This is a genomic window from Paenibacillus taichungensis (genome assembly GCF_003287275.1).
Classification (GTDB): Bacteria; Bacillota; Bacilli; order Paenibacillales; family Paenibacillaceae; genus Paenibacillus; species Paenibacillus taichungensis_A.
The window spans coordinates 73,502-96,751 of the sequence record NZ_QEVW01000001.1; the positions used below are offsets into that span (position 1 = coordinate 73,502).

Annotated in this window: 21 protein-coding genes and 2 pseudogenes; 21 read left to right on the forward strand and 2 right to left on the reverse strand. The window is 40.3% G+C overall.

The features are described 5' to 3' along the window. Positions 1–211: 211 nt before the first annotated feature. From DC345_RS00355 to DC345_RS00375, 5 genes and pseudogenes are all read left to right on the forward strand, one after another. Entirely contained in the window at positions 212–988 is a 777-nt protein-coding gene (locus DC345_RS00355; protein WP_113051418.1) for a hypothetical protein, read from the forward strand. Between the two features lie 223 nt (positions 989–1,211). Next, positions 1,212–1,835 carry an HNH endonuclease gene (locus tag DC345_RS00360; protein ID WP_258530412.1) on the forward strand — a complete coding sequence of 208 codons (624 nt, stop codon included), beginning with the start codon at positions 1,212–1,214 and terminating at the stop codon, positions 1,833–1,835. Positions 1,836–2,121: 286 nt separating this feature from the next. Continuing rightward, positions 2,122–3,546 (forward strand): cold shock domain-containing protein, encoded by a 1,425-nt coding sequence (locus DC345_RS32390; protein WP_113051419.1) that lies wholly within the window; start codon positions 2,122–2,124, stop codon positions 3,544–3,546. A gap of 294 nt (positions 3,547–3,840) precedes the next feature. Next, positions 3,841–4,170, forward strand: coding sequence for a hypothetical protein (locus tag DC345_RS00370; protein ID WP_113051420.1), 330 nt, complete (start codon positions 3,841–3,843; stop codon positions 4,168–4,170). Positions 4,171–4,271: 101 nt separating this feature from the next. After that, positions 4,272–5,232: pseudogene (locus DC345_RS00375) on the forward strand (IS30 family transposase). A gap of 42 nt (positions 5,233–5,274) precedes the next feature. On the opposite strand, the gene DC345_RS00380 reads toward DC345_RS00375, so the two are convergent. Further along, complete coding sequence (locus tag DC345_RS00380; RefSeq protein ID WP_113051421.1) at positions 5,275–5,982, reverse strand: CAP domain-containing protein; 708 nt, start codon at positions 5,980–5,982, stop codon at positions 5,275–5,277. Positions 5,983–6,631: 649 nt separating this feature from the next. Here DC345_RS00380 and DC345_RS00385 point away from each other — a divergent pair. The 15 genes from DC345_RS00385 to DC345_RS00455 all read left to right on the forward strand — a co-directional run bounded on the left by DC345_RS00385 (position 6,632) and on the right by DC345_RS00455 (position 21,508). Then, a complete protein-coding gene (locus DC345_RS00385) occupies positions 6,632–7,141 on the forward strand; it encodes a GNAT family N-acetyltransferase (protein ID WP_113051422.1) in 510 nt (169 codons plus the stop codon). An 82-nt stretch (positions 7,142–7,223) separates the two neighbouring features. Further along, complete coding sequence (locus DC345_RS00390) at positions 7,224–7,607, forward strand: nuclear transport factor 2 family protein (RefSeq protein WP_113051423.1); 384 nt, start codon at positions 7,224–7,226, stop codon at positions 7,605–7,607. 192 nt (positions 7,608–7,799) lie between these two features. Continuing rightward, positions 7,800–8,567, forward strand: a complete 768-nt coding sequence (locus tag DC345_RS00395) for a nucleotidyltransferase domain-containing protein (RefSeq protein ID WP_113051424.1) — start codon at positions 7,800–7,802, stop codon at positions 8,565–8,567. A 181-nt stretch (positions 8,568–8,748) separates the two neighbouring features. After that, positions 8,749–9,468, forward strand: coding sequence for a ferritin-like domain-containing protein (locus tag DC345_RS00400; protein ID WP_113051425.1), 720 nt, complete (start codon positions 8,749–8,751; stop codon positions 9,466–9,468). 57 nt (positions 9,469–9,525) lie between these two features. Beyond that, positions 9,526–10,035: a tetratricopeptide repeat protein gene (locus DC345_RS00405; RefSeq protein WP_113051426.1), complete on the forward strand. Its 510-nt coding sequence runs from the start codon at positions 9,526–9,528 to the stop codon at positions 10,033–10,035. Between the two features lie 229 nt (positions 10,036–10,264). Beyond that, positions 10,265–10,612, forward strand: a complete 348-nt coding sequence (locus DC345_RS00410) for a VOC family protein (RefSeq protein WP_113051427.1) — start codon at positions 10,265–10,267, stop codon at positions 10,610–10,612. Positions 10,613–10,838: 226 nt separating this feature from the next. Further along, positions 10,839–11,522 carry a helix-turn-helix transcriptional regulator gene (locus tag DC345_RS00415; protein WP_113051428.1) on the forward strand — a complete coding sequence of 228 codons (684 nt, stop codon included), beginning with the start codon at positions 10,839–10,841 and terminating at the stop codon, positions 11,520–11,522. A 36-nt stretch (positions 11,523–11,558) separates the two neighbouring features. Then, entirely contained in the window at positions 11,559–12,728 is a 1,170-nt protein-coding gene (locus DC345_RS00420; RefSeq protein ID WP_113051429.1) for a MalY/PatB family protein, read from the forward strand. 39 nt (positions 12,729–12,767) lie between these two features. After that, a complete protein-coding gene (nhaC, locus tag DC345_RS00425; protein ID WP_113051430.1) occupies positions 12,768–14,285 on the forward strand; it encodes a Na+/H+ antiporter NhaC in 1,518 nt (505 codons plus the stop codon). Between the two features lie 76 nt (positions 14,286–14,361). Continuing rightward, the gene (locus DC345_RS00430) at positions 14,362–14,745 is read left to right on the forward strand and encodes a RidA family protein (protein WP_113051431.1); all 384 of its coding nucleotides are present in this window, start codon (positions 14,362–14,364) and stop codon (positions 14,743–14,745) included. 264 nt (positions 14,746–15,009) lie between these two features. Further along, complete coding sequence (locus DC345_RS00435) at positions 15,010–16,053, forward strand: LacI family DNA-binding transcriptional regulator (RefSeq protein WP_113051432.1); 1,044 nt, start codon at positions 15,010–15,012, stop codon at positions 16,051–16,053. Positions 16,054–16,664: 611 nt separating this feature from the next. Continuing rightward, positions 16,665–17,627, forward strand: a complete 963-nt coding sequence (locus tag DC345_RS00440) for an ABC transporter permease (RefSeq protein ID WP_113051433.1) — start codon at positions 16,665–16,667, stop codon at positions 17,625–17,627. 15 nt (positions 17,628–17,642) lie between these two features. Next, positions 17,643–18,527 (forward strand): carbohydrate ABC transporter permease, encoded by an 885-nt coding sequence (locus DC345_RS00445; protein ID WP_113051434.1) that lies wholly within the window; start codon positions 17,643–17,645, stop codon positions 18,525–18,527. 41 nt (positions 18,528–18,568) lie between these two features. Further along, positions 18,569–20,194: a type 2 periplasmic-binding domain-containing protein gene (locus tag DC345_RS00450; RefSeq protein ID WP_113051435.1), complete on the forward strand. Its 1,626-nt coding sequence runs from the start codon at positions 18,569–18,571 to the stop codon at positions 20,192–20,194. Positions 20,195–20,236: 42 nt separating this feature from the next. Next, on the forward strand, positions 20,237–21,508 hold the full coding sequence (locus DC345_RS00455; RefSeq protein ID WP_113051436.1) for a Gfo/Idh/MocA family protein: 1,272 nt from the start codon (positions 20,237–20,239) through the stop codon (positions 21,506–21,508). Between the two features lie 85 nt (positions 21,509–21,593). Here DC345_RS00455 and DC345_RS32510 read toward each other — a convergent pair. Further along, positions 21,594–21,769, reverse strand: a pseudogene (locus tag DC345_RS32510) (transposase); the annotation flags it as partial. A gap of 57 nt (positions 21,770–21,826) precedes the next feature. On the opposite strand from DC345_RS32510, the gene DC345_RS00460 reads away from it, so the two are divergent. Continuing rightward, positions 21,827–22,951 carry a GntR family transcriptional regulator gene (locus tag DC345_RS00460; protein ID WP_113051437.1) on the forward strand — a complete coding sequence of 375 codons (1,125 nt, stop codon included), beginning with the start codon at positions 21,827–21,829 and terminating at the stop codon, positions 22,949–22,951. Positions 22,952–23,250: the final 299 nt, after the last annotated feature.

Consider the following 23,250-nt stretch of genomic DNA (forward strand, 5'->3'; position numbering starts at 1 on the left):
ATACAGATGAAGGAACAATTGAAGATCGAAGAGGAATGTGTATTAAATTCGAAGAAGGCAAGACCGTCCGATAACATAATATTCAAGCAGCGGCTCCGATGGAGCTTTGGTCTGCGAGATGAATTTCGAGGAGGCATTTCGGCAGACAACCCCTTCGGGGTTCGTGAATACAGGAACGTTATCTGAAATCGACAAATAGAAAGGTGAAAACATGAACCAACAAGAAATAACACTAATTGGAGCAACTATTGGAGCCTCAGCTGCATTGACAGCACAAATAGTCTCTCATTGGTTTACAAGAAGAAGAGAGAACGAAAAATATATTAGAGAAATATATCAAAAGTTATATGCTCCAATTATCATGGATATATTTGCATATTTCGATATTAAAACTAACTATCGCAGAGGACATGATATTAAAGATGATGTTAATGAAGATGAAATAAAAAATAAAATAATAGATAATATTGGAAATAACCTGATGTATGCAAATCCCAGAATATTAAACTACTATTACTCAACTAAGAAAAATGATTACTATGAAGATTTTTCTGATGGATTGAGTCATTTAAGTGAACTCAATCTCTTCTTAGTAATACTTGATGAGTTGACTCAACACGCTCGGAAAATGAAATTGTTTGACTCCACATTTAAAAAGGAAATTATTAAATATAAAGTGCTATACCTTTTATGGACAGCAAGTTTAAACTATTACAACAACTCAAACTTGGCATTTCAATTTATGTCACATAATTTTTACTTTGACAAAAATTACTCGAAACAAAAGGTTTATAAAAGAATGAATAATTTGTTATATAGAACAAGATTTAAAGACAAGTTGCATAGATTATTTAAAAGGAATACGAAGAGAGACTCTAACTACAATCCAATATCTAAAGAAGAATTCATAGATTTGCTCAATCATGTAATAAAAGAAATTGAATATAAAAACGAAATTCAAAGAGTTATTGTAGCTTTATCAGTGTAGTTGTCGACATCAGATAACATCGGCTCCGTAGGAGCCTTGGTCTGCTAGATGGATATCGAAGAGGGATTTCAGCAGACATCCCTTTGGGGTTCATGAATACAGGAACGTTAAGTGTAACTTCTGCAATGCATAACCCAAACAAGTGAAAACTAGATACCATGTAACTATGATAAAAGAAAAATAACAGGGCCAAGCTAAAAGTGAAGTAATATATCAAAAAGAGGTGAAAAAAATTAATAAACAATGGAAAGATATTATTATTGAAGTTATACAAGAATTGGGCGGAGAAGCATGGTTACAAGATATTTATGAAAAAGTTGAAGAGAAGTATCCTGAAAAACTTACAAAAGGCTATGATAAAACTATTAGAGATTGCATACAGAGATTTTCTAGTGATTCAACTAAATATGAAGCAAGAGGAGATATTTTTTATTCTGTTAAAGGTCTAGGAAGAGGAATTTGGGGATTGAATGATTATCAAAATGAAGAGAATAAGAACTTGAATTTCACAAATGACGATAGTGTATTTCCAGAAGGGAAAAAGAAACTAGCTCAACATATACGAAGGGAACGAAATCCAGCGCTTATTAATCGTGCAAAAGAATTATTTAAATTGAAAGAAGGGAGAGTATATTGTCAGAGTTGTGGGTTTGATTTTGAGTCAAAGTATGGTGATATTGGGAAAGACTTTATTGAAGGGCATCATATTATTCCAATTTCAGAATTAAAAGAAGGATCAAAAACAAGAGTACAAGATATAATTTTATTGTGTTCAAACTGTCATAGCATGGTGCACCGTAAAAGACCTTGGCTCAGAGTGGATGAAATTAAAACTTTAATGAAATAATTACACTTTAATCCTGTTGATTAATACGAAATTTCGAATGCGATTACAAGGAAAATAAAGATAAGTTGGAAATGCTTAAGAATAATCTAGAAAGATAGAAGCAACGCTTAACAACGTATTCACGCTACCGACATTCGTCCTTGGTCCGGCATGCGCCGGACACCCAGCATATGCTGGGTCGTGAATATAGGAACGTTATACGAAATCCCCGCAAGAACATATTAAATTAATAAGACTGCTGGTATAATTATCTATAACTTTTACGGGGTAAAATGGAGGAGTAGAGATGAGAGGGACAGTAATTAGATATAGTGATTATAAAGGATATGGATTCATAAAGAGTCAAGATAGTAACGAAAACTATTTTGTTCATATTTCTCAAATTTCAGGCGATGGATTTAGAACGCTAATTGAAGGGCAAGTTGTAGAATTTGAACCGTACTATAGTAACAAGGGCTGGCAAGCCAGAGATGTACATAGGGTGACTTTACATTCTGACGAAGAGCCAATTTTCAATGATAAACTTAAGCTTAAAAAAAATCCATTTACTCCTCAATATCCAGTAAATGACCCACTAAAATTTGCAGGAAGAAAGCATGCTTTCATGAATGCAATTGATGGATTATTCAATAATAAAAATATATTAATAAGTGGCCCTCGGGGTATTGGAAAGAGCTCAATATCTAATCAATTACTGTTGTTAACTCAAGGAGATACAACATTATTAAATCGACTAAATGTAGATCTAGACGGGTATGTATTTAATTATTTATCTGGTGACTATAGATGTGTTCCTGGAAATAGTCTAAACGATTTAATTGATGGATTACTTTCTAGTTTGAAAATTAATATTGGGAAAATTAAGACTATAAAAGATAAAAAATATAAAGTAGAGTTAAATTTTAAATTCATTAAAGCTGGAATGGAAAGTTCGGAAGTGCCTTTAACACCCACTGAGCTATCAACCTTATTTGTAGCAGAGGTTGAAAATATATATCGAGAATTTGATCATCAGATTAATGGCATTTGTTTATTAATAGATGAGATAGATGTTCTTGAGGATAAAGTTGATATAGCACCATTCTTAAAATCAGTAATTGAAAAATTTAAAATGGATAATTTTATTAATATATCTTTTCTAGTGAGTGGGGTAACCGGTATAACTACATCACTTATAGCGCAGCACCAATCTTCTACGAGGTTATTTGAAATATTAGAATTACAGCGTATGACTGATAGTGAGCTTAGTGAATTAATGGAACTCACACTTGATGGAACAGGGGTAGATATCATAGCTGAAGCTAAGAGTAAAATCTTATCACTTTCTAATAGATTTCCACAACCCGTACATTTATTGGGTTATCATTCTTTTAGAGTTGATGATGACAACATAATTAACTTAGATGATGTTGAACAAGCAAAAGATTTTATTGTACAGAACTTACGTCGTCAAGAGTTTAACTCTAAGTTAGAGAAATTAGGGAAAGGCGCAATTTCAGAAATATTGAAGGTCCTAGCAACTTCTCAATCAGAAACTATTAATATTAGTTACCTGTATAATAGACTTCCAAACTATAAAGATGATGAGATTGCTGGAAATCTAGGTAATTTAGAAAAGTGGGATATAATAGAAAAACAACATAGAGGAGTATATAGATTTAAGGAACCTTTATTTAAAATATATATTCGCTGGATATTTGGTGTTCTATAGATTACTAATAAATTGATACGGAAAAGACCGTATCTTTTTTACTATATGCTGAATTTGCTTCGAAGGCAGGGAAATCTCATAACAACATGTTCATGCGTCGGGGCATACGCCCCTCGGTCCGAAATAAGTTAGAAGCGGGCTCGGAGAGGGATTTCAACAGCAGGGGAAGCAGATCCAACGGACACATCCGTACCACCTAACCCCATCGCGGCCAGTCGCATACGCTCCTTTAAGGTGGTGGGATGTCAGGAACACAAGACCGTTAGCTGAAATTCATGTAAAGGATGAGATTAAATGATTCATGAATATTTAGAATATCCAAGCAAAGAAGAGTGGGTAGATATAGAAGAGCATCCAAAGATAAATCAATTATACCTCGATATAAAGCGGCCGGAAATTACTGATTTTTTTGCTCTGTTTACAGAACACGAATTGGCAAGTTGGGTTAGGTTATTTAATAATAGACTGGGTCAATCAAGAACAAGTTATATCTTTTTTAAGCACTGTTACAATAAAGGAATTCCTGATAAAGAATGGTATAACTCACCCGGGAAAGAGGGACAATCAATTCAATATTTCACTCACTTTAAGGAAGATGAAACGATTAATTATGACGGATTGTAATATGAAGTGCGACACCTACTGGAAATAAAAAAATGGCCCATAGCCTGATTCGTGTAGAATGAAAATTACCACACCAGCATTCACACAAGGAGAATCAGTCCATGAGTTATTCACAGCTTAGCATAATCGAACGCAGCAAGCTAGAAATCCGACATCGACAAGGGAAAAGTGCAAGAGCCATCGCCGAGGAACTTGGTCGGCATCATACGACCATTTGCCGGGAGATCAGCCGGAATGTTCACCTAGAATCTTACCAGGCAGAAAGCTCACAACAAGCTTATGTGCAGCGCCGCAAAGCCTCGGTATCCAAGGGCAAATGGACGAAAGATCATGCTGAAGAACTGGAAGAGAAGTTGCATGCCACATGGTCTCCTGAGCAGATTGTGGAGCGCTTTAAAACTGAAAATCGTCCCAGCGTATGTTCTACCGCTGGATCTATGCAGGTCGTCTATTGAAAGGTGCTTTGCATGTACTCCGACACAAGGGTAAGCGTCAGAAACCTGCGTAAACACGCGGTAAGTTTGCGGTAGGCAGACCCATTTCACAGCGTCCGAAGGACTTTCGCTCTTGGGAAACATTTGGGCATTGGGAACTGGACACGGTGGTTTCGGGACGTGGAAAGAGCAAGGGGTGTTTAGCAACCTTCATTGAACGGAAAACACGCCTGTACACCGTGATTCAAATCTATCGATGGAGATTGCCTTTGGTGTAGCCGCTGCTCAGTATCTTGCTGTAGCTTTTCAAACTGCTACAACAGACCGTGACAAGGAATTTGTCTGCTACGCGAACTTGGAGGAAACGCACGACGTACAGATCTATTTTGCCGACCCTTTCTCTTCCTGGCAACGAGGTTCAAATTAGGATGCAAACGGCTTACTTTGTGAGTTTTTTCCCAAGGGCACAGACTTTACTCAAATATTAGATGCAGCATTGGATCGTTCGCTTCATTTAATCAACCATCGCCCTCGGAAATGTCTGGGCTGGAAAACCGCCCACGAATCTTTCACAGAGGAACAACTGGTGGCGTATGCAGGATCTGTAAGTATCAAAAACCCGACATAAATTGCGGGTTTTTGATACTTTATTGTTGGGGGATGAAAGGCGCTACCCAGTAAATTCCTGGACCCATGTGTTGTTATAATAAGCAATACCGATATGAGTATAACTATTATTCAGTATATTTGCTTTGTGGCCAGGGCTATTCATCCACTCCTTCATAACCTGGGTAGGGGTGGTTTGCCCTTTTGCGATGTTTTCTCCAGCGGTATTATATGTGATCCCGAATTCCTTCATCATATCGAAGGGGGATCCATGTGTTGGCGAATTATGATCAAAGTAACTGTTGTTGTACATGTCCTGTGCCTTGACCATAGCCACATTTGACAATTCTTCATTCCTACTCAAGGAACTTAATCCTGTTTTGGCCCTTTCTTGATTGACTAGATCCAGAACCTGCTGCTCAAAATCGGTTTTATCCGTAGTATTTGTTTTACCTTCCTGTACTTGTCCTGTTGGCTCCTTATTTTCAGGATTTCCTGCAGGTGCCTGGTTTACTGGATTTCCATCCGGTGTTCGAACCAGATCCAACAAATCCAATGGAATTCCATTTTGGGCTTCTTTTGTTGTAATAGATCTCTCTTGCCAAGATGTAGCTGTTGATGATGCCTGTGTGAGGACAGAGTTTGGTGCAGCAGCATGATCATGAATTGAAATTTGTTTTTGCTCAGGAGTCACTTGTTTTTGCATCATATTGTTATGGGACGAACAGCCTGCCACCAATAATAATATTGTTAAAACGAAAAACTTTGCCATTTGCCAACCTCCTAGATCCCTTAGTTAATGAAGTTCCCGGATTTATGTTTTCCTGTATGCCATTAACTTATTCCTAATATGGTTCTCTCCTTATCCAGTGCTTTTTTATGATCGATACCATTTAGATAGCCTTGTCTTTTTTGTGTCTCGAGGAAAGCAAAGCGTGTGGCGAATGGTTATGGATAAAGAAGGCCATATCGGGTTATAAATGCATCACGGGATGAATGTTATCTATTTCAATGGGATTCCTGATGATTGGAGTATTTCGATGGATAATTGGGAGAATCTATTCAAACTAATAGACAATTTTATAGAATATAAACCATATGCTGCATCATATAAAACAAACTGAAAGCAAATATTTGATAATTCGACGAAGTCAACAACTGCGTTTAACACATTATTCAAGCTGTAGGGCTATCGTCCTTTGATTGACAGATGTATAATCATGGAAGAAATCTCAGTCAACAAACGCCCCAGTCTAAGATAAGAGCTATCTAAGGCCGGGGCGTTTCGTGAATACAAGAAAGTTATGAGAAATCATCGTAAATAAATTACAAGATAGGAACTGTATAATGCTACGCAGTATATACAGTTATGGCTAAGTGCTTGAAATATTCGTTTTAACTAATCTTATGAGGTGGTTATTATGCAAATAAGAAAAGCAACGATTAATGATGCAGAAGGCATTGCAAAAGTTCATGTGGATAGTTGGAGAACAACTTACAAAGGTATTATTCCAGATGAATTCTTATATAATCTATCATATAAAAAAAGAACTGAATTATGGATCGAAAATATTGAAAGAGAAGATAATTTTGTAGTTATAGCAGAAAACCCAGAAGGAGAAATTATTGGATTTGCAGATTCTTGGAAGAGAGAAACAAATATAGTATCCAATTCTAGTGATTTAACATCTATATACATACTTAAGGAATATCACGGAAGAGGTTTAGGGAAAGAATTACTTAAACAACTATTTCTACATTTTAAATTCTTAGGCTATCAAAAGATATTTGTTGAAGTTCTAGAAGATAATAAGACACGATATTTCTATGAACATTATGGAGCTAAATTATGTAAATCAATTCAAATAATAATCGGAGGAAAAGTTCTAAATGAATTAATTTATGAATGGGATAACATTGATGAGGTTTGAGCCTCTCGGATTCGTGAATACAGCAACGCTATCTAAAATCAGGACAAATATGTAATATCAAAATCTAGGAGTGTGATTCGACTTGGAGAACTCAAATTTAAAAGATCTTATTGAAAAATACCTGAGCGCATATAACACGTTTAACATTGATGGAATGATAGGAGTTTTGAATGAAAATATTCATTTTCGAAACATTTCTAAAGGTGAAGTGAATTCGGAAACAAAGGGGATTCAGGAATTTCGCACATTAGCAGAGCAGTCAATTCAGGTATTTTCTCAAAGGCGTCAAGTAATAAAGAACATTACTTTCGCAGGAGATAAAGCAGAGGTTGACATTGATTATGAGGGAATATTGTCCCGTGATCTCCCTAATGGAATGAAGGCAGGAGAAACATTAAAACTTCAAGGGAAATCAATATTTCAAATGAAAGATAAGAAGTTAATACTGATTGAAGATCATAGTTGAAACAGTATTGAAAGTTATTCATAGATTACCCTGAAATCAGATAACAATATATTCACGCATTGAGCATGCGCCCTCGGTCCTGCAGAAGTATTTCAGGGAAGCAGAGGCTTGCCGGACACACTTGGCATTTGCCAAGCGTCATGAATACAACAAGGTTAGCCGAAAGAAGTTCTTATTTTAGGAGGAGTCTATATGATATTAGAAAAAGTTATAAATAGAATTGCAATACAAAGTGAATATAAGGATTTTGTTGATAAGTATATAGATAATATCCTTAACGAATTTAAAGGTAAGATTCATAGCATTTATATGTGTGGCTCGGTTCCAAAAGGAACGGCTACACCTTTTAAGTCAGATGCAGACTTTACTATTGTATGTGCAAATCCTGAAGATATTGATTACGAAAGAATATCAAATATTAAAGACAGGCTTTTGGAAGAATATCCAGTCCTAACTAAGATCGATACGATTATTTGCTCGATTGACGATGTATTAAGTAAACCACATGAGTGGGGTTTTTGGGTTAAGATCATTTGTGTTTGCATACATGGGGATGACATTGGTGAAAAAGTACCCCCGATCATGATTTCTCCAGAGTTCATCATAGACTTAAATACAGAGACCAAGGAGGAAGTAGATCGTGTACATCGTTCACTTTCCAATGCTAGTGATGACACAATGAAAACTAGATATATTAAAGGTTACTCTAAGAGATTAATTCGTGCATTATACTCTTTGGTTCTAGAAGATACAGGGGTATGGCAAGATGACATTATTAAGATGAAGAATGCCATATTAAACTATTGTGAGATTGACTCCGCTTTAGTTGATTATCTGTATGCTTGTTACTTGGATAGTGATGTACTTGTTGAAGAGTTTCTGGAAATTGCAGATGAAGTATATAGCTATTTGGAGAACGCTTTAAATGCAATGGCTGCTTCCAGAACTTCCGTCGACTAACATTGCTCGGGGTCACTCTGAGAAGCGAGTGAGCCCATCCAGCCCGCTAAACCCGTCGGGACGTTACTGCATTAGGTGTTCGGCAAGCCTCACAACTATAAGCAGCGACTCTAAGGGGCCAGGACGTCGTCAATACAAAACGTTTATCTGACATAAACCTATTACATTTTAGGAGCAAATAATGAATATCACTTTCTCGAAATGGGTGCAATATTATCGGAGAAATAATCAAAACCTCAAATATATTCATTGGGATGACAACTATAAATTAACAACTAATGAAAGAGAAATAATCATTAAGTCAATTCAACAGTTTCAATTAGGAGAAAACTCTGAAGGTAAATATCTAATTAAACGTGCGCAAGAATATGTACATCAGACACAAGATCAGGATTACTATGAAGCACTTATAGAATTCATTAAAGAAGAACAGAGGCACGCTAGAGATCTGGGCAGATTTATGAAGGTACAGGGAATCCCGCTCCTTCGTAGACATTGGGTGGACAATGTATTTAGAAGATTACGTCGATATGCGAGTCTAGAACAATCAGTCATTGTTCTATTAACTGCTGAGATCATTGCTAAGTTGTACTATAAAGCCTTGCAAAAATCTACAAAATCAGAAGTATTAATCGATTTATGTAATCAGATTTTAAATGATGAGGAGAAACATGTTCAGTTTCAATCCGAAACACTTTATAAATTTGCTCAAAATAGAAACGTTCTCTTTAACAGAATAGTTTATATCCTTCGTAGAATCCTTTTTGAAGGAACGCTAATTATAGTGTGGTATCAACATAAGCCTGTATTTAAAGCTGGGGGATATAAATTCAAAAGTTATTACTATGAGTGCCGTCATGAGTTTAACTTAACAAAGAAGATTATAGCTAATGCACAGTAGAGGTTTACGTCAGATAACATTATATCCAAGATTTCAAAAAGAGAGGTAAATGTAAAAATGAAAAGAGAACTTTTGGATAAGGCCATACAACTTCGCGAAGAGGGACGAGCTAAGCAGGATCAAGCGATACTTGCTGAAGTGCGTGCAATGCTTTTAGATTTGCTTATCACTTACCCGGACGATGCGGAGATCCATTTTCAGGCGGCTGTTGCTCATGACAATTCAGGACTAGGGAAAGAAGCCATTCCATTTTATGTTCGAGCTATTGAACAAGGACTATCCGGGCCGGATCTTGAAAGAGCATTGCTTGGTCTGGGAAGCACATATCGATATTTAGGATTTTATCAGGAAGCAGAGGAAACATTGCGTCGAGGTGTAAAAGAGTTCCCTGATCATAGAGGCCTTCAAGTGTTTCTGGCGATCTCTCTTTATAATACGGGAAAATACAAAGAATCGACTGAACTTCTTTTAGCTAATTTGCTAGAAACAACTTCAGATGAAAAACTTCAGTATTTTAGCAGACCGATCCAATACTATGCACAACATCTTGATGAAACCTGGGGATGAGTGTTAAGAAGGGAGTTGTAGTCATGGCAAAGATTACTGGGAATTTTAAACGCGGCAATGAGAAAGATAACAAATCTGAGTAGTAAAATGCAGCTGATGCGTGAAGGTCTGACATCAATTAATACCATAGCGCGTTGAGGGCGCCCTTTGGGGGATTAAGGTTGTTGGATTTGGGATATATCTAATCTAATGATATTTAAAATTTGATGATAGACAGGAGCTGGAAACGATGATAAAAGGCTTCGGAGGGATTTTTTGGAGAACTAAGAATCTTGAAGTGATAAAAAAATGGTACAGTGATGTGCTGAAGATTGAAATAGAAGATTGGAATGGAACTGTGATCAAACCCGAACCAGGTAATGAAACTATCTTTTCTTTCTTTCCGGAGAATGATAGTTATTTTCCGACAGAACAACAAGTGATGTTAAATTTCCAAGTGCATGATCTAGACGAGACTTTTCAACATCTTGAACATATTGGGGTACCTCTTGTTAAGAAACAAGAGATTAGTGAATTTGGGAAGTTTGTCTGGATTGAAGATCCTGAGGGTCGACTGATCGAGCTTTGGGAAAAATAACGCGTTGTAATTCAGTTGTGTTATCGACTCAATGTTCGAGAAAATGAGTGAGAAGCTTGCACAGGTCACAGGAGTGATCGTGCAGGCTTTTTTTTGTTTAAATGAGGGTTATCTACAAAAAAAAGTTGAAAGCGTTTTATAAGTGTGATACTATTTTATCAAGATAATAATTTATTATTTGTAAAATAAAAATACATTGTTGAATGAGAGAAGGGAGTTCAAATTGATGGGGAGTGAGAATTGGCAGTATCTTGAGAGATTTTTTCCGATCGCTTCATTTATTGCGGCAATTATAGGACCTAAATGTGAAGTCGTCGTACATGATATCAGTGATCCGGAGCACTCTATTGTTTTTATTGAGAACGGTTATATTAGCGGACGTGAAGTAGGCGATGCATCCACTGACCTTGTTTTGAAAATTCTCAAATCGGAAGCTTATCATGAGGAACAGTATATAGCCAACTACAAAGCGTCAGGCAAATTCGGTCAGAGTTTCCGATCATCTACCTACTATATAAAGAATGATCAGAATAAGCTGGTTGGTCTGCTTTGCCTGAATATAGACGTTACTCATATGGAAGTAGCTGCTGAATGGGTTCAACATATTTTACAAGGAGGACCTAACCCGTATGTAATGCCTGCTGCTGCTGCTGAAAAGACCAAGGAAGAAAAGCAAACAACGGAGTACCTGCAGGGAAATGCAGATGATCTGCTGCAGCATATGATAACTTCGGTTATTGGCAAATTAAAAATTCCGCCGGAACGTTTGTCATCGCAGGAGAAGATTGAAGTTGTCCGCGAATTAAACGAGCTTGGAGTTTTCTTACTGAAAGGCGGGGTTTCACAGGTAGCAGCTTCTTTATCAATATCTGAACCTACGGTATATCGCTATTTACAAAAGCTGAAATAAACAGAAATCCAGATGGAAAACAAGAAGGTGAGATACATGAGCTATAACTTTGATCAAGTGATTAGCAGAGTAGGCACCAATAGCGCGAAGTGGGACGGGGTAGTGAACAGCTTGGGGGACGATATGATCGTTCTCTCTGTTGCGGATATGGATATCCAAGCGCCTCCTCAAGTCGTGAATAAGGTGAGCGAGATGGCACGGCATGGAATCTACGGATATACCGATGCGTTCCCTCCGTATTATGAGGTCGTCCAGAAGTGGCTTAATAAAGCCTACAGATGGGATGTACCGCAAGAATGGATCGTGTTCTGTCCGCGGATTGTACAGGCCGTATCGATTATAATCGAGAGATTCACAGAACCTGGTGACCGAATTTTGATGCATACTCCGGCATATCAACCTATCGCTAATGCTGTTGAAATCAACGATAGAAAACTCGTAGAGAGTCGGCTGGTACTTAGTAATGGACGATATGAAATCGATTTTGATGATATGGAGCGCCAAATGAGTGCAGGGGTCAAGATTGTTCTGTTAATCTCTCCACATAATCCGACCGGGCGTGTATGGACAAAGGTGGAATTGGAACGTATAGCCGAGCTCTGCATTCGTTATGATGCACTGCTCGTATCGGATGACATTCATGCCGATTTTATTCACGAAGGACATGAACATACGATTATCGCGAAATTATCAGAGCAGATTGCGGAGCGTTCCATTATTTGCACTTCGCCAGGTAAAACCTTTAACTTAGCAAGTCTTGAAATCGCTAATATTGTGATCCCAAATATGCAGTTAAGAGAGCGATTTCAATTGGGATTACGACAAGCTGGTATTCATAATCCTACTTTTTTTGCCATCCCTGCTTTGGAAGTGGCTTATACGGAGTGTGATGATTGGCTTAACGAGCTTCGATCTTATATTACGGACAATATTTCATTTACGGAAGATTTTTTTGCTGAGCATATGCCTGAACTAAAAATCGTGAGAGCAGAAGGAACCTACCTTCTGTGGGTAGATTGTACAGCCCTTAGCAGGAATGAAAGCGATTTAATGGAATGGATTCAACAAAAGAGCCGGGTTAGCGTCAGTTTTGGTTCGTCCTTTGGCGTGGATGGTGAAGGATTTATTCGCCTGAATCTCGGTGCTCCCCGGGCACTATTGCAAGAGGCTTTTGAGCGAATGGCCAGCAATTACCCTTTAAAGTAACAGATAACTTCTTACATCAACGATAGGGGGAACCTTACAATGGCTACGCCAAATAAGGAAAAGACGGTTAAACAACCTACTCTGTTTTTAGCTTTATTACCGATTGTTACTATGGTTTTACTGTTATGTTTAGGATATGTTCTATTCGAATTGCCACCTGAGCCGTTAATCATTATATCTACAGTAGTTGCGGGAATCATCGCCATTAAGCTGGGTCACAACTATGACGACATTATGAATTCCATCGCACAAAAGATCGCAAAGACCATGCCGGCTATCTTGATCCTGATTACTGTCGGTTTTATGATTGGAGCCTGGATGATCGGCGGTACGATACCGATGATGATCTATTACGGACTTGATATTATTAATCCGCAATTTTTGCTGATTACGGCATTCATTGTCACTTCCATTGTCTCCTTATGTACAGGAACCTCCTGGGGATCAGCAGGTACGATCGGCGTAGCATTTATGGGGGTAGGAGCTGGCCTTGATGCGAATCTGGCTGCTGTTGCAGGTGCAGTCGTAGCTGGTGCCTATTTTGGAGACAAACTGTCCCCTTTATCAGATACAACAAACTTGGCAGCGCTGTCAACAGGAGTTAACTTGTATGAACATATAGGTCATTTGCTGTATACGACGGTCCCATCATTTATCGTGGCTGGAGCGGTCTTCTTGATCACTGGTTTTAATAGCGGTGGCTCGGATATGGCTATTCCTGAGAAGGTTGTTACGATTATGGATACTTTAAGTACAGTGTTCAACTGGAATTTACTATTACTGCTTCCGGTACTGATCGTATTGTATGGGTCGATTCGCAAGAAGCCTACAATCCCGGTTATGTTAATCTCCTCTTTTGTAGCGATGGCAAACGGTATGATCTTTCAAGGGTTTACACTGCATGATGTAATTACTTCCGTCATTAACGGCTTCGATGTAGCTATGGTTCACATTCAAGGCTTCGATGTAGCTATGGTTCACATTCAAGGCTTCGATGCAGCTGCTGTGATTCCGGATATTCCTCGCCTTCTGAATCGCGGTGGTATGAACTCCATGATGGGTACATTGTTGATCTGTTTCTGTGCTATTACGTTCGCCGGTACCATTTCGTTGACCAAATCTCTGGAATTGATTGTAGGTAAGATCCTTAAATTTGTACATTCGACAGGATCGCTGATTTTGGCAACAATTGCTACCGGTCTGACGATGATCGGGGTAACAAGTAATGGGCAGGTATCGATCCTGATGCCTGGTGAAATGTTGCGAGAGGCTTACATTCGCCGCGGACTGCATCCGAAGAACCTGGGTCGAACCATTGAGGACTCTGCTACCATTATTGAACCGATCTTGCCGTGGACAGCAGCAGGGGCTTATATGGCTGGTACTCTTGGCGTCGCAACTCTGGCATATTTGCCTTGGGCAGTCCTTTGCTGGACAGGTATTATCTTTGCGATCATATGGGGGTTCACAGGCTTTGGAATCACCAAGCTGACTCCGGAGCAGCAGCAGGAAATGCTCAAAGAATATGATGATGCAAAAGCAGCTAAATCATTATAAGAGGGGGGATCACACCCCTCGCTTGTGAAAACAGAAAAAAAGCATATTAATGCGTGGATAAAGGGAGAGAATTTCTATGACAAAACAAGAGAGAAAAACAATTGCAACTTCAAACGCTCCAGGTGCTATCGGTCCTTACTCACAGGCTGTACAATTTGGGAATATGATGATTACTTCCGGGCAGCTTGGAATGAATGCAGCAGGAGAGTTTCCAGATTCTGTATCGGAGCAAGCCAAGCAATCGCTAACTAATGTGAAGGCAATTTTGGAAGCGGCAGATTATGCCATGGAGCATGTAGTGAAAACAACGGTATTTCTAAAAGACATGAACGATTTCCAAACGGTTAATGAAGTCTATGCTACTTTCTTTGCGGAGCCTTATCCGGCACGTAGTGCCGTTGAGGTTGCGAAGCTGCCGAAGGGCGGACTTGTGGAGATTGAAGTGATCGCGGTAAAATAACTAGGATTCGATGAGCCTCCGGGAAACCGGGGGCTTTTTTATCGGACAGATTGTCAAACCAAGGGCGACAGTTCCTCTGAGCGGTTCTCCAGCCCGAACATCGTGGTCTATGACCATTTAACAGGAGAGACTGAAGCCTTCCGACGCTCCTCATAAGCGCTCTGGGCTTGTTTAATTGACGCCAAAATATTACAATATTATGATATGATCATTGCTAAACATAAATTTTGGCTCCAAATGAAGAGAGCAAGGGGAGGTGCTGTAATGCCAAAATTAAAAGATATCGCAGAACGTGTAGGCGTATCCATATCAACGGTTTCGCGTGCGATCAGCAATGATACCAATCGACCGGTCAATGAAGGGACAAAGCGAAAAATTAGAGAAGCTGCTCTTGAGTTGGGATACAATTTGGATGAATCCACCAAATCCATTGGCAAAGAGATTACCTCAGCCAAACGGATAGCTTGTATCGTGCCACAGATTTTGATGGATGATCATCCGTACTTTGCACAGGTACTGACTGGTTTTCACGTTAAAATGACGGAACTGGGGCTGCCTCCAGCAATTGTCCGCACTTGCGAAGAACTTGGTGACACCGAACGGATAAAGATGATGCTTCAGGAAACGGGTACTCAAGGTATAGTCGCAATCAGCTGGTACGATGAAAAATTGTTTGAGATGCTTGAGCAAGAGAATATCACTGTACTGGGTGTAAGTCTCAATGACGAAAGGCTTAATGTACCGGTCGTTGACTGTGACCGAATATTTTCTGCCCGCACAGCAGTCCGTCATTTGATCGAGCAGGGCCATACCCGGATTGGGTTTATCGGTGGCCCCGCATATTCGGAACAAATAGAGAGCGAAGAAAGGTATGTCGGTTATAAATTTGCCATGCTGGAAGCAAACCTGAATCTGAATGAACATTGGATTATCAACACCAACTGGAATGTGAATCTCAGCTACAGCAGAATGACGGATCTCCTGACCAAGACGCCCAAGTCTGATTGGCCGACGGCAATTTTTTGTGCAAGTGATATGCTCGCTATTCCTGCCATGCGGGCAGTGGTTGAACAAAATGGCCGTATTCCTCAAGATATCGCATTCGTGGGCATGGATAATATTTCTATGGCGCAGTATACGACACCACCTCTGACATCCGTGCAAGTTCCCAAATATGAGATCGGCAAAGTGGCGGCACAATTAATTAACGATTATCTGGAAGGACGTTATTCATCTCTGCATAAAGTGTTGTTGCCTAGCACCCTTATTGTACGGGAATCATCTGTTTATGATCGTACAAATGACTAGTTAGTTGTGTGATATTATATTACATATAAAACCCGATAACTTTAATATAAATCCTGCGAGGATGCATCCGCGTGGGTTTTTCTTGTTTTTAGCCAAATGAAATCCAAATTAAGCCAAAAAATGTTTGACAACCGTCTGTGGGCTATATTATGATGTATGAAATTAAGCGTTTGGATTTATTTTCTATATTTTTGGATTTAGCCAGCAGCTAAGATCATATCTTAAACCAAATTAATGATTGCGCTTTCATCCCCTTTAAATCAATGTTTATATAAAATACACAAGAATCCTCTAAAACTCTTATAACCTATTATCCAAACTAATACCTACCAATTTACATATAATATATTCCAAACTGTTACCAAAATTAAACCAAATAAATATCCAAATATATATCCAAAAAACCTCCTTGCATTAGATAATGAAGTCATCTGTTAACGGTCTTCACTCACTTTGTGTAACAACTTCTAACATATAAGTACTTTAAATCAAATCTTAGAAATCATGAAAGAAAGGTGGGAACTGCTTCTAGCAGCGTTAGGACGCTGGTGATTTAACACAAAGACACTTTGCCAGGCAGAATTGTAGTGACAACTCCAGGGGGGATGTTCATGGCCAATACAACTGTACAACCTGCAATGAATGCAGTACATGAAAAGAAGAGAAGAAGACGTCAAAAGTGGAACCCCATTTTACGAAATTGGCAGCTTTATTTGTTAATCTCGCCAGTTGTTGCTTATTACATTGTCTTTCAGTACTTGCCGATGTATGGCATTCAAATCGCATTTAAGGATTTCATTGCAACGAAGGGAATCTGGGGAAGTCCCTGGATCGGTGTTGAACATTTTGAACGTTTTTTTCACAGTTATTACTTCTGGAGATTAATTAAAAATACGCTTGGACTTGGGTTGTACAGCCTGGCGGTAGGTTTTCCAGTACCTATCATTTTGGCGCTTCTGATGAATGAGGTAAGGGCGGAAAAGTTTAAAAAATTTGTTCAGACCATAACCTATGCACCGCACTTTCTATCAACTGTCGTGGTCGTAGGCATGATGATGATGTTTTTATCGCCGCGATACGGAATCATTAATCACTTCATTGGTATGTTTGGTGGCAATCCCATTAATTTCTTGTCTGAACCATCCTGGTTCAAGACCTTGTTTGTGATGTCGGATGTATGGCAGACCATGGGCTGGAGCTCAATTATTTATTTGGCGGCACTAGCCGGCGTGGACTCTCAACTTCATGAAGCAGCGCGTGTGGATGGGGCAACCCGGTTGCAGCGGATATGGCATATTAATATACCGAGTATTATGCCGACAATTATCATTTTGTTCATTTTAAATATCGGAAGCATCATGGGTATTGGTTTCGAGAAGGTCCTGCTGATGCAGAACACACTGAATTTAGAAACCTCGGACATTATCTCTACCTACGTCTACCGGAGCGGGATACAAGATGCTGAATACAGCTTCTCGGCGGCAATTGGTCTGTTTAACTCCATCATCAATTTCATCTTACTGGTCACTGTTAACCAGATCTCAAAACGTATGAGTGAAACGAGCCTATGGTAAGGGAGTTGCTGATGCATGCTTGTTGAATCTAGAGGAGATCGTATTTTTAATATAGTTAACCATTTTTTGTTAATTATAATTACGCTTATCGTAATCTACCCGCTTGTTTTTGTGTTAAGTGCTTCGTTCAGTGATCCGCAGGCTGTCCTGCGTGGTGAAATGTTCCTATGGCCCAAGGGGATCAATCTCCATTCTTACGAGAAGATTTTTCAGAACAAAGATATCCTCAGAGGTTATACCAATACACTGATCTATACATCAGTGGGGACGCTGATTAATCTCGTTATGACGATTCTGGCGGCATATCCGCTATCTCGAAAGGATTTTATAGGCCGCAATGCCATCATGGCCCTGTTTGTTTTCACGATGTTCTTCAGTGGCGGACTAATTCCAACCTATATGCTAATCAAAAACCTTGGCATGTTAAACACATTTTGGGTCATGATCATTCCGAATGCCGTTTCGATCTGGAACATCATTATTATGCGGACATTCTTCCAGCAATCGATTCCAAATGAGTTGCATGAGGCGGCCACGATTGATGGCTGCTCCAATATTCAAACGTTAACCCGGATTATCCTGCCATTATCCATGCCCATTATCGCGGTGACGATTCTGTTCTATGCTGTTGGGCACTGGAACGCCTTCTTTAACGCAATGTTGTATCTGTCAGACAAGGACAAGTTTCCACTTCAACTCATTTTGCGGGAAATTCTGATTCAAGGGCAGACGAACGATATGGTCAAAATGTCAACCGAGTCTGCGATTAAACAGCAAAGGGAAGTGGAAGGGATCAAATATGCTGTACTCGTCGTTGCCAATATCCCGGTGCTCCTGCTTTATCCTTTCCTGCAAAGATATTTTGTTAAAGGCGTAATGATTGGTGCCATTAAGGGATGATTCCTTGTATGGATAACGATGGGACAAAGGGAGGAATAAGAATGACGCTCAAAAAGTGGGGAAGTATCGCTCTGGTTTGTATGATGTCTGTTTCGATGCTGGCCGGGTGCAATTCCAAGGATGCTGATTCGGGAAGTAGCAAGGATAAAGGCGCTGCCAATGGCAAAGTCAATGCGAGCGGATTTCCGATCGTCAATGACACCATTACAGTGAGCGGATTTGCCGGAAAGTTTTTTGCCAATGCGGACTGGAATAATCTTAGACTCTGGAAAGAGTATGAGAAGATGTCCAATGTTCATATCCAGTGGGATACGGTGCAGAAGGATAATTTGAAGGAAAAACGCAATCTCCTGCTGGCAGGCGGCGCTTACCCGGAGCTGTTCTACGCCTCGGCGTTTTCCAGATCGGATCTGCTGAAATACGGCAAGCAGGGCGCATTCATTCCTCTAAATGATCTGATCGACCAATATGCGCCTAACTTTAAGGCTCTAATGAAGAAGTATCCGGTTATTGGCAAAGGGATTACGATGCCGGATGGCAACATATATGGGCTGCCAACCTTGTATGATCCGGAATTCAAGTCGGTTCTGTACGGAACACCCTGGGTGAAGCAAGAGTGGCTTGATAAATTAGGTTTGCAGGAACCGCAGACGTTAGATGACTTCTATACTATGTTGAAAGCTTTTAAAGAAAAGGACCCGAACGGCAACGGGCAAAAGGACGAGATTGCCTGGGGCGGTGTGGGAACGAATGGTGTGGTGAACTACCTGCGAGGTTCATTTGGGTTGAATAATCATGGCACCTCCAACATTAACATTGATACAGACCCTCAGACGGATAAAGTACGCTTTATTCCAACCGATCCCCAATACAGGGAGCTGCTGCAGTTCGTGAATAAGCTCTACAAGGACGGATTGCTCGAGCAGGATATTGTATCTGTTAAGAGTACCGAAGTGGATGCCAAAGGTATGGAAGGCCTGATCGGAGTCGTGGATAATGTCGATCCGGTTGCGATATACAATCAGCAAGGTTATGTTGGCATGCCCGTACTGAAGGGTCCTCATGGCGATCAGACATACAACGCCTATGGTTCTCCACTCGGTAATATCGGGATGTTTGTACTGACAGATAAAGCCCAAAATCCAGAGGCCATGATTCGCTGGATGGATTATTTCTACAGCGATGAGGGCATCAAGACATTCTTCATGGGCTGGAAAGATGAGACGTATAAAGAAGACGCAGACGGTAACGTAGACTATGTCGACAATATCAAAAACAACCCGGATGGCCTTAATCTGGACCAGGCAGTAGGTCAATACCTGATCTGGCCGGGTGGATACTACCCTGGTTTTGTGAAGCAGAAATACTTCAAGGGTGCTGAAGGTCTGCCAACTTCGGTTGAAAATGCCAAAAAAGCAGAGTCTCACATCTTACCACAAGATCAAATTTGGCCTCCATTTAATTTCACGCAGGAAGAGCAGCGGGATCTGACCACTTTCCAGACGGATATTGAAACGTATGTAGATGAAATGCGTGACAAATTCATTACTGGAAATGAATCCTTTGACAATTGGGATCAGTATGTGGCAGCTCTCCAAAAGATGGGTGTAGAACGATATGTAGCCATCTATCAATCAGCAGCAGACCGTTATACCCAAGCCGATTAGAAGGTCATCTGTAGATTTCAGATCATAAAGGAGTGAACAAATATGAGTCAAATGAAAGCAGTCCTGATTGGAGCAGGTGCGAGGGGAGCGGGTGGTTATGCACCCTATGCACTTGATTATCCGCATGAGCTTACCTTCATTGCGGTTGCCGAAGCTGATCCAGTGAGGAGAGCAAGATTTGCTGAGAAGCACGGGATTCCGCCGGAACACTGTTATGCGTCGTGGGAGCCCCTGTTGGCTGAACCTAAGCTGGCTGATATTGCGGTTATTTGTACACAGGACAGAATGCATTATGGCCCAACCATGCAGGCTTTAGATAAGAAGTATCATGTCATGCTGGAGAAGCCGATGTCACCTGATCCAAAGGAATGTCTTGAGATGGAACAAGCGGCCAGAGATAATGACCGGCTGCTGACGATCTGCCATGTGCTGCGGTACACACCGTTCTGGAATACAATCAAGAAGGTGATACAAGAAGGGCGTATCGGAGAAATTGTCTCCATTCAGCTGAATGAGAATGTGGGTTACTGGCATATTGCCCACAGCTTTGTGCGGGGAAATTGGAACAATTCCAACACATCCAGCCCGATGATCCTGTCCAAGTCTTGCCATGATATGGACGTATTATCCTGGCTCATGGATCAGCCTTGCCTCAAGGTCAGTTCGTTCGGATCTCTTAAACATTTTCATGAAGGCAATGCACCGGAAGGTTCCGCTGATCGATGCTTGGATTGTGCTGTAGAACCAACCTGCGCGTACTCTGCACCAAGATTTTATTTGAGTGAACAGTTCAGGGGTTGGGCAGGACATTTTACACAGGAGCTGACGAAGCCGAATATCATACAGGGCTTGCGTGATACCGATTACGGTCGGTGTGTATACCGGAGTGAAAATAATGTGGTAGATCATCAGGTCGTGAATATGGAATTTGAAGGTGGAGCTACGGCCATGTTCAGTATGTGCGGGTTTACATTTGAGCAGGAACGTAGAATCCAGATCATGGGGACGAAAGGAGAACTTCGTGGTGAGGAAGATCAAATTACGGTGTACAACTTTTTGACGCACCAAAAAACAGAAATCACAATCCCTTCTCAAACCAGCGGCCATGGTGGGGGAGACAGCGGCATTGTGAGGAATTTTCTGAATGAGGTGCGTCACTATAACGGCCAGGAAAGCCTGACATCGGCTGCAGCTTCCGTCCGGAGTCACCTGATCGCATTCGCAGCTGAAAAGTCGCGGCTGAACGGGGGCGAGTCTATCGATTTGAATGAATATGCCCGTCAGCTTATGGTGAAGGAAGAGCTATCTAAATAATCAGCAGTGTATCGATAAGCTGCCCCTCAAGGTATGAATATATTTTGAGGGACGGCTTTTTTTGTTCGTTTGGGGTTCGAGAGTTTTCTTCACGGACCTTCAATACCATCGCATCCACTAAGATAAACGGGAATCGGCTGTCGACTAAGGGGGGGATTCCATGCCCCTACCATGGGGGCTAACTATAAGCCGAGTTCTAACAGAATAGACTTGGAAAACGCCATGCCACAGAAGTTCGCCGGTAATCTGAGTAACTTTGCGAATTACTTCTTGTGTAATATACTTAGTATACTAATATTATGATGTCAGGGTGGTTTTGTGGAATTGCATTTATACGAGCAGATATATGTCTCTATTGTACAAGAGATTAAAGAAGGTCGATTAAAAGAAGGAGACCGAGTCTCTTCTGAAAAAGAGTTGGCTGAAAAATTTGGCGTCAGTCGTATTACATCTAAAAAGGCTTTGGAGAAATTGGCGGATTCCGGGGTTATTAAACGAATACAAGGAAAAGGTTCATATGTGTCCGATGGTATAATTGGAGGACAAGAACCGAAGCACTATTCAGAGGTAAAAACGACCTTGGTGCCTGAGGATGATAAACGGTTGATCGGTTTTATTATACCGAATTTTTCTGACGAGTTTGGCCTACAACTTCTTAGATCGATGGAAAAGCGGAGTGCTGAGCATAATTATCAACTTATTATCAAGCGAACTTGCGGGGATCGGGATGAGGAAAAACGCGCGATCGACTTATTTATTGGTTTGGGCATCAAAGGATTAATCGTGACCCCCATTCATGGTCAACACTATAATTCGGAGCTGCTTCGACTTGTATTAGATCGGTTTCCAATTGTTTTGGTCGATAGATATCTAAAAGGAATTCCCGTTTGTTCGGTGTACACAGACAATAAGAAAGCAGCCATGGATCTTACGCGTCATCTGATTAGCAAAGGTCACAAAAAAATTGCCTTTTTATCTCCGCCGGAAGAGAACACTTCAACATTGGAGGAAAGGCTGCTCGGATATACGTTTGCCTTCACCCAAGAAGGAATGAACTTGAACAAAGATTATGTATTGACGAACTTGAAGGGCACCCTTCCCATGAACATAAACGGAACAGCGATTGAAAGTGATAAAGAAACAGTAATGCATTTTTTGAAACAAAACCCTGATGTAAAGGCGTTTGTCGCGTCGGAATTTCTAATAGCTACCATGCTGGCTCAAGTCATCCACTCGATGGGGAAATCTCTGGAGGAATTCGAGATTGTTTGTTTCGACTCCCTGAATGATCACTTGGGTCAACCCATCTTCACACATATTAAGCAGGATGAGAAGCAGATGGGTGAATTAGCAGTGGATATGCTAATCTCTCAGCTGCATGGAACAGCAGTTCCAGAGCTGAACATTATTGAACATCGTATGGTCATGAAAAATAACAGGTAGGATTAATACAAGCGATTAGCGCGGCTCAATAAAATCAAGGATATTGTTCAAGGTGTCGAGAAGTCCCCAGGGGCTTATCGGCACTTTTTTTGATATCAGAAATATAAACTTCGAAGCATGGACCTTCATGACCTGATATCGCAAGAAAAACTCCATCTAGATGCGGTCTGTATTTGTAAAGTATGTCGTAATATTGCAATTGACATGGTTTATGATGTCATATTAATATACTTAGTATAATTAGTATAGCCAGCAGGATTCTTATAAAAAATTCACTTCGTTCATCATTTTCTGATTTT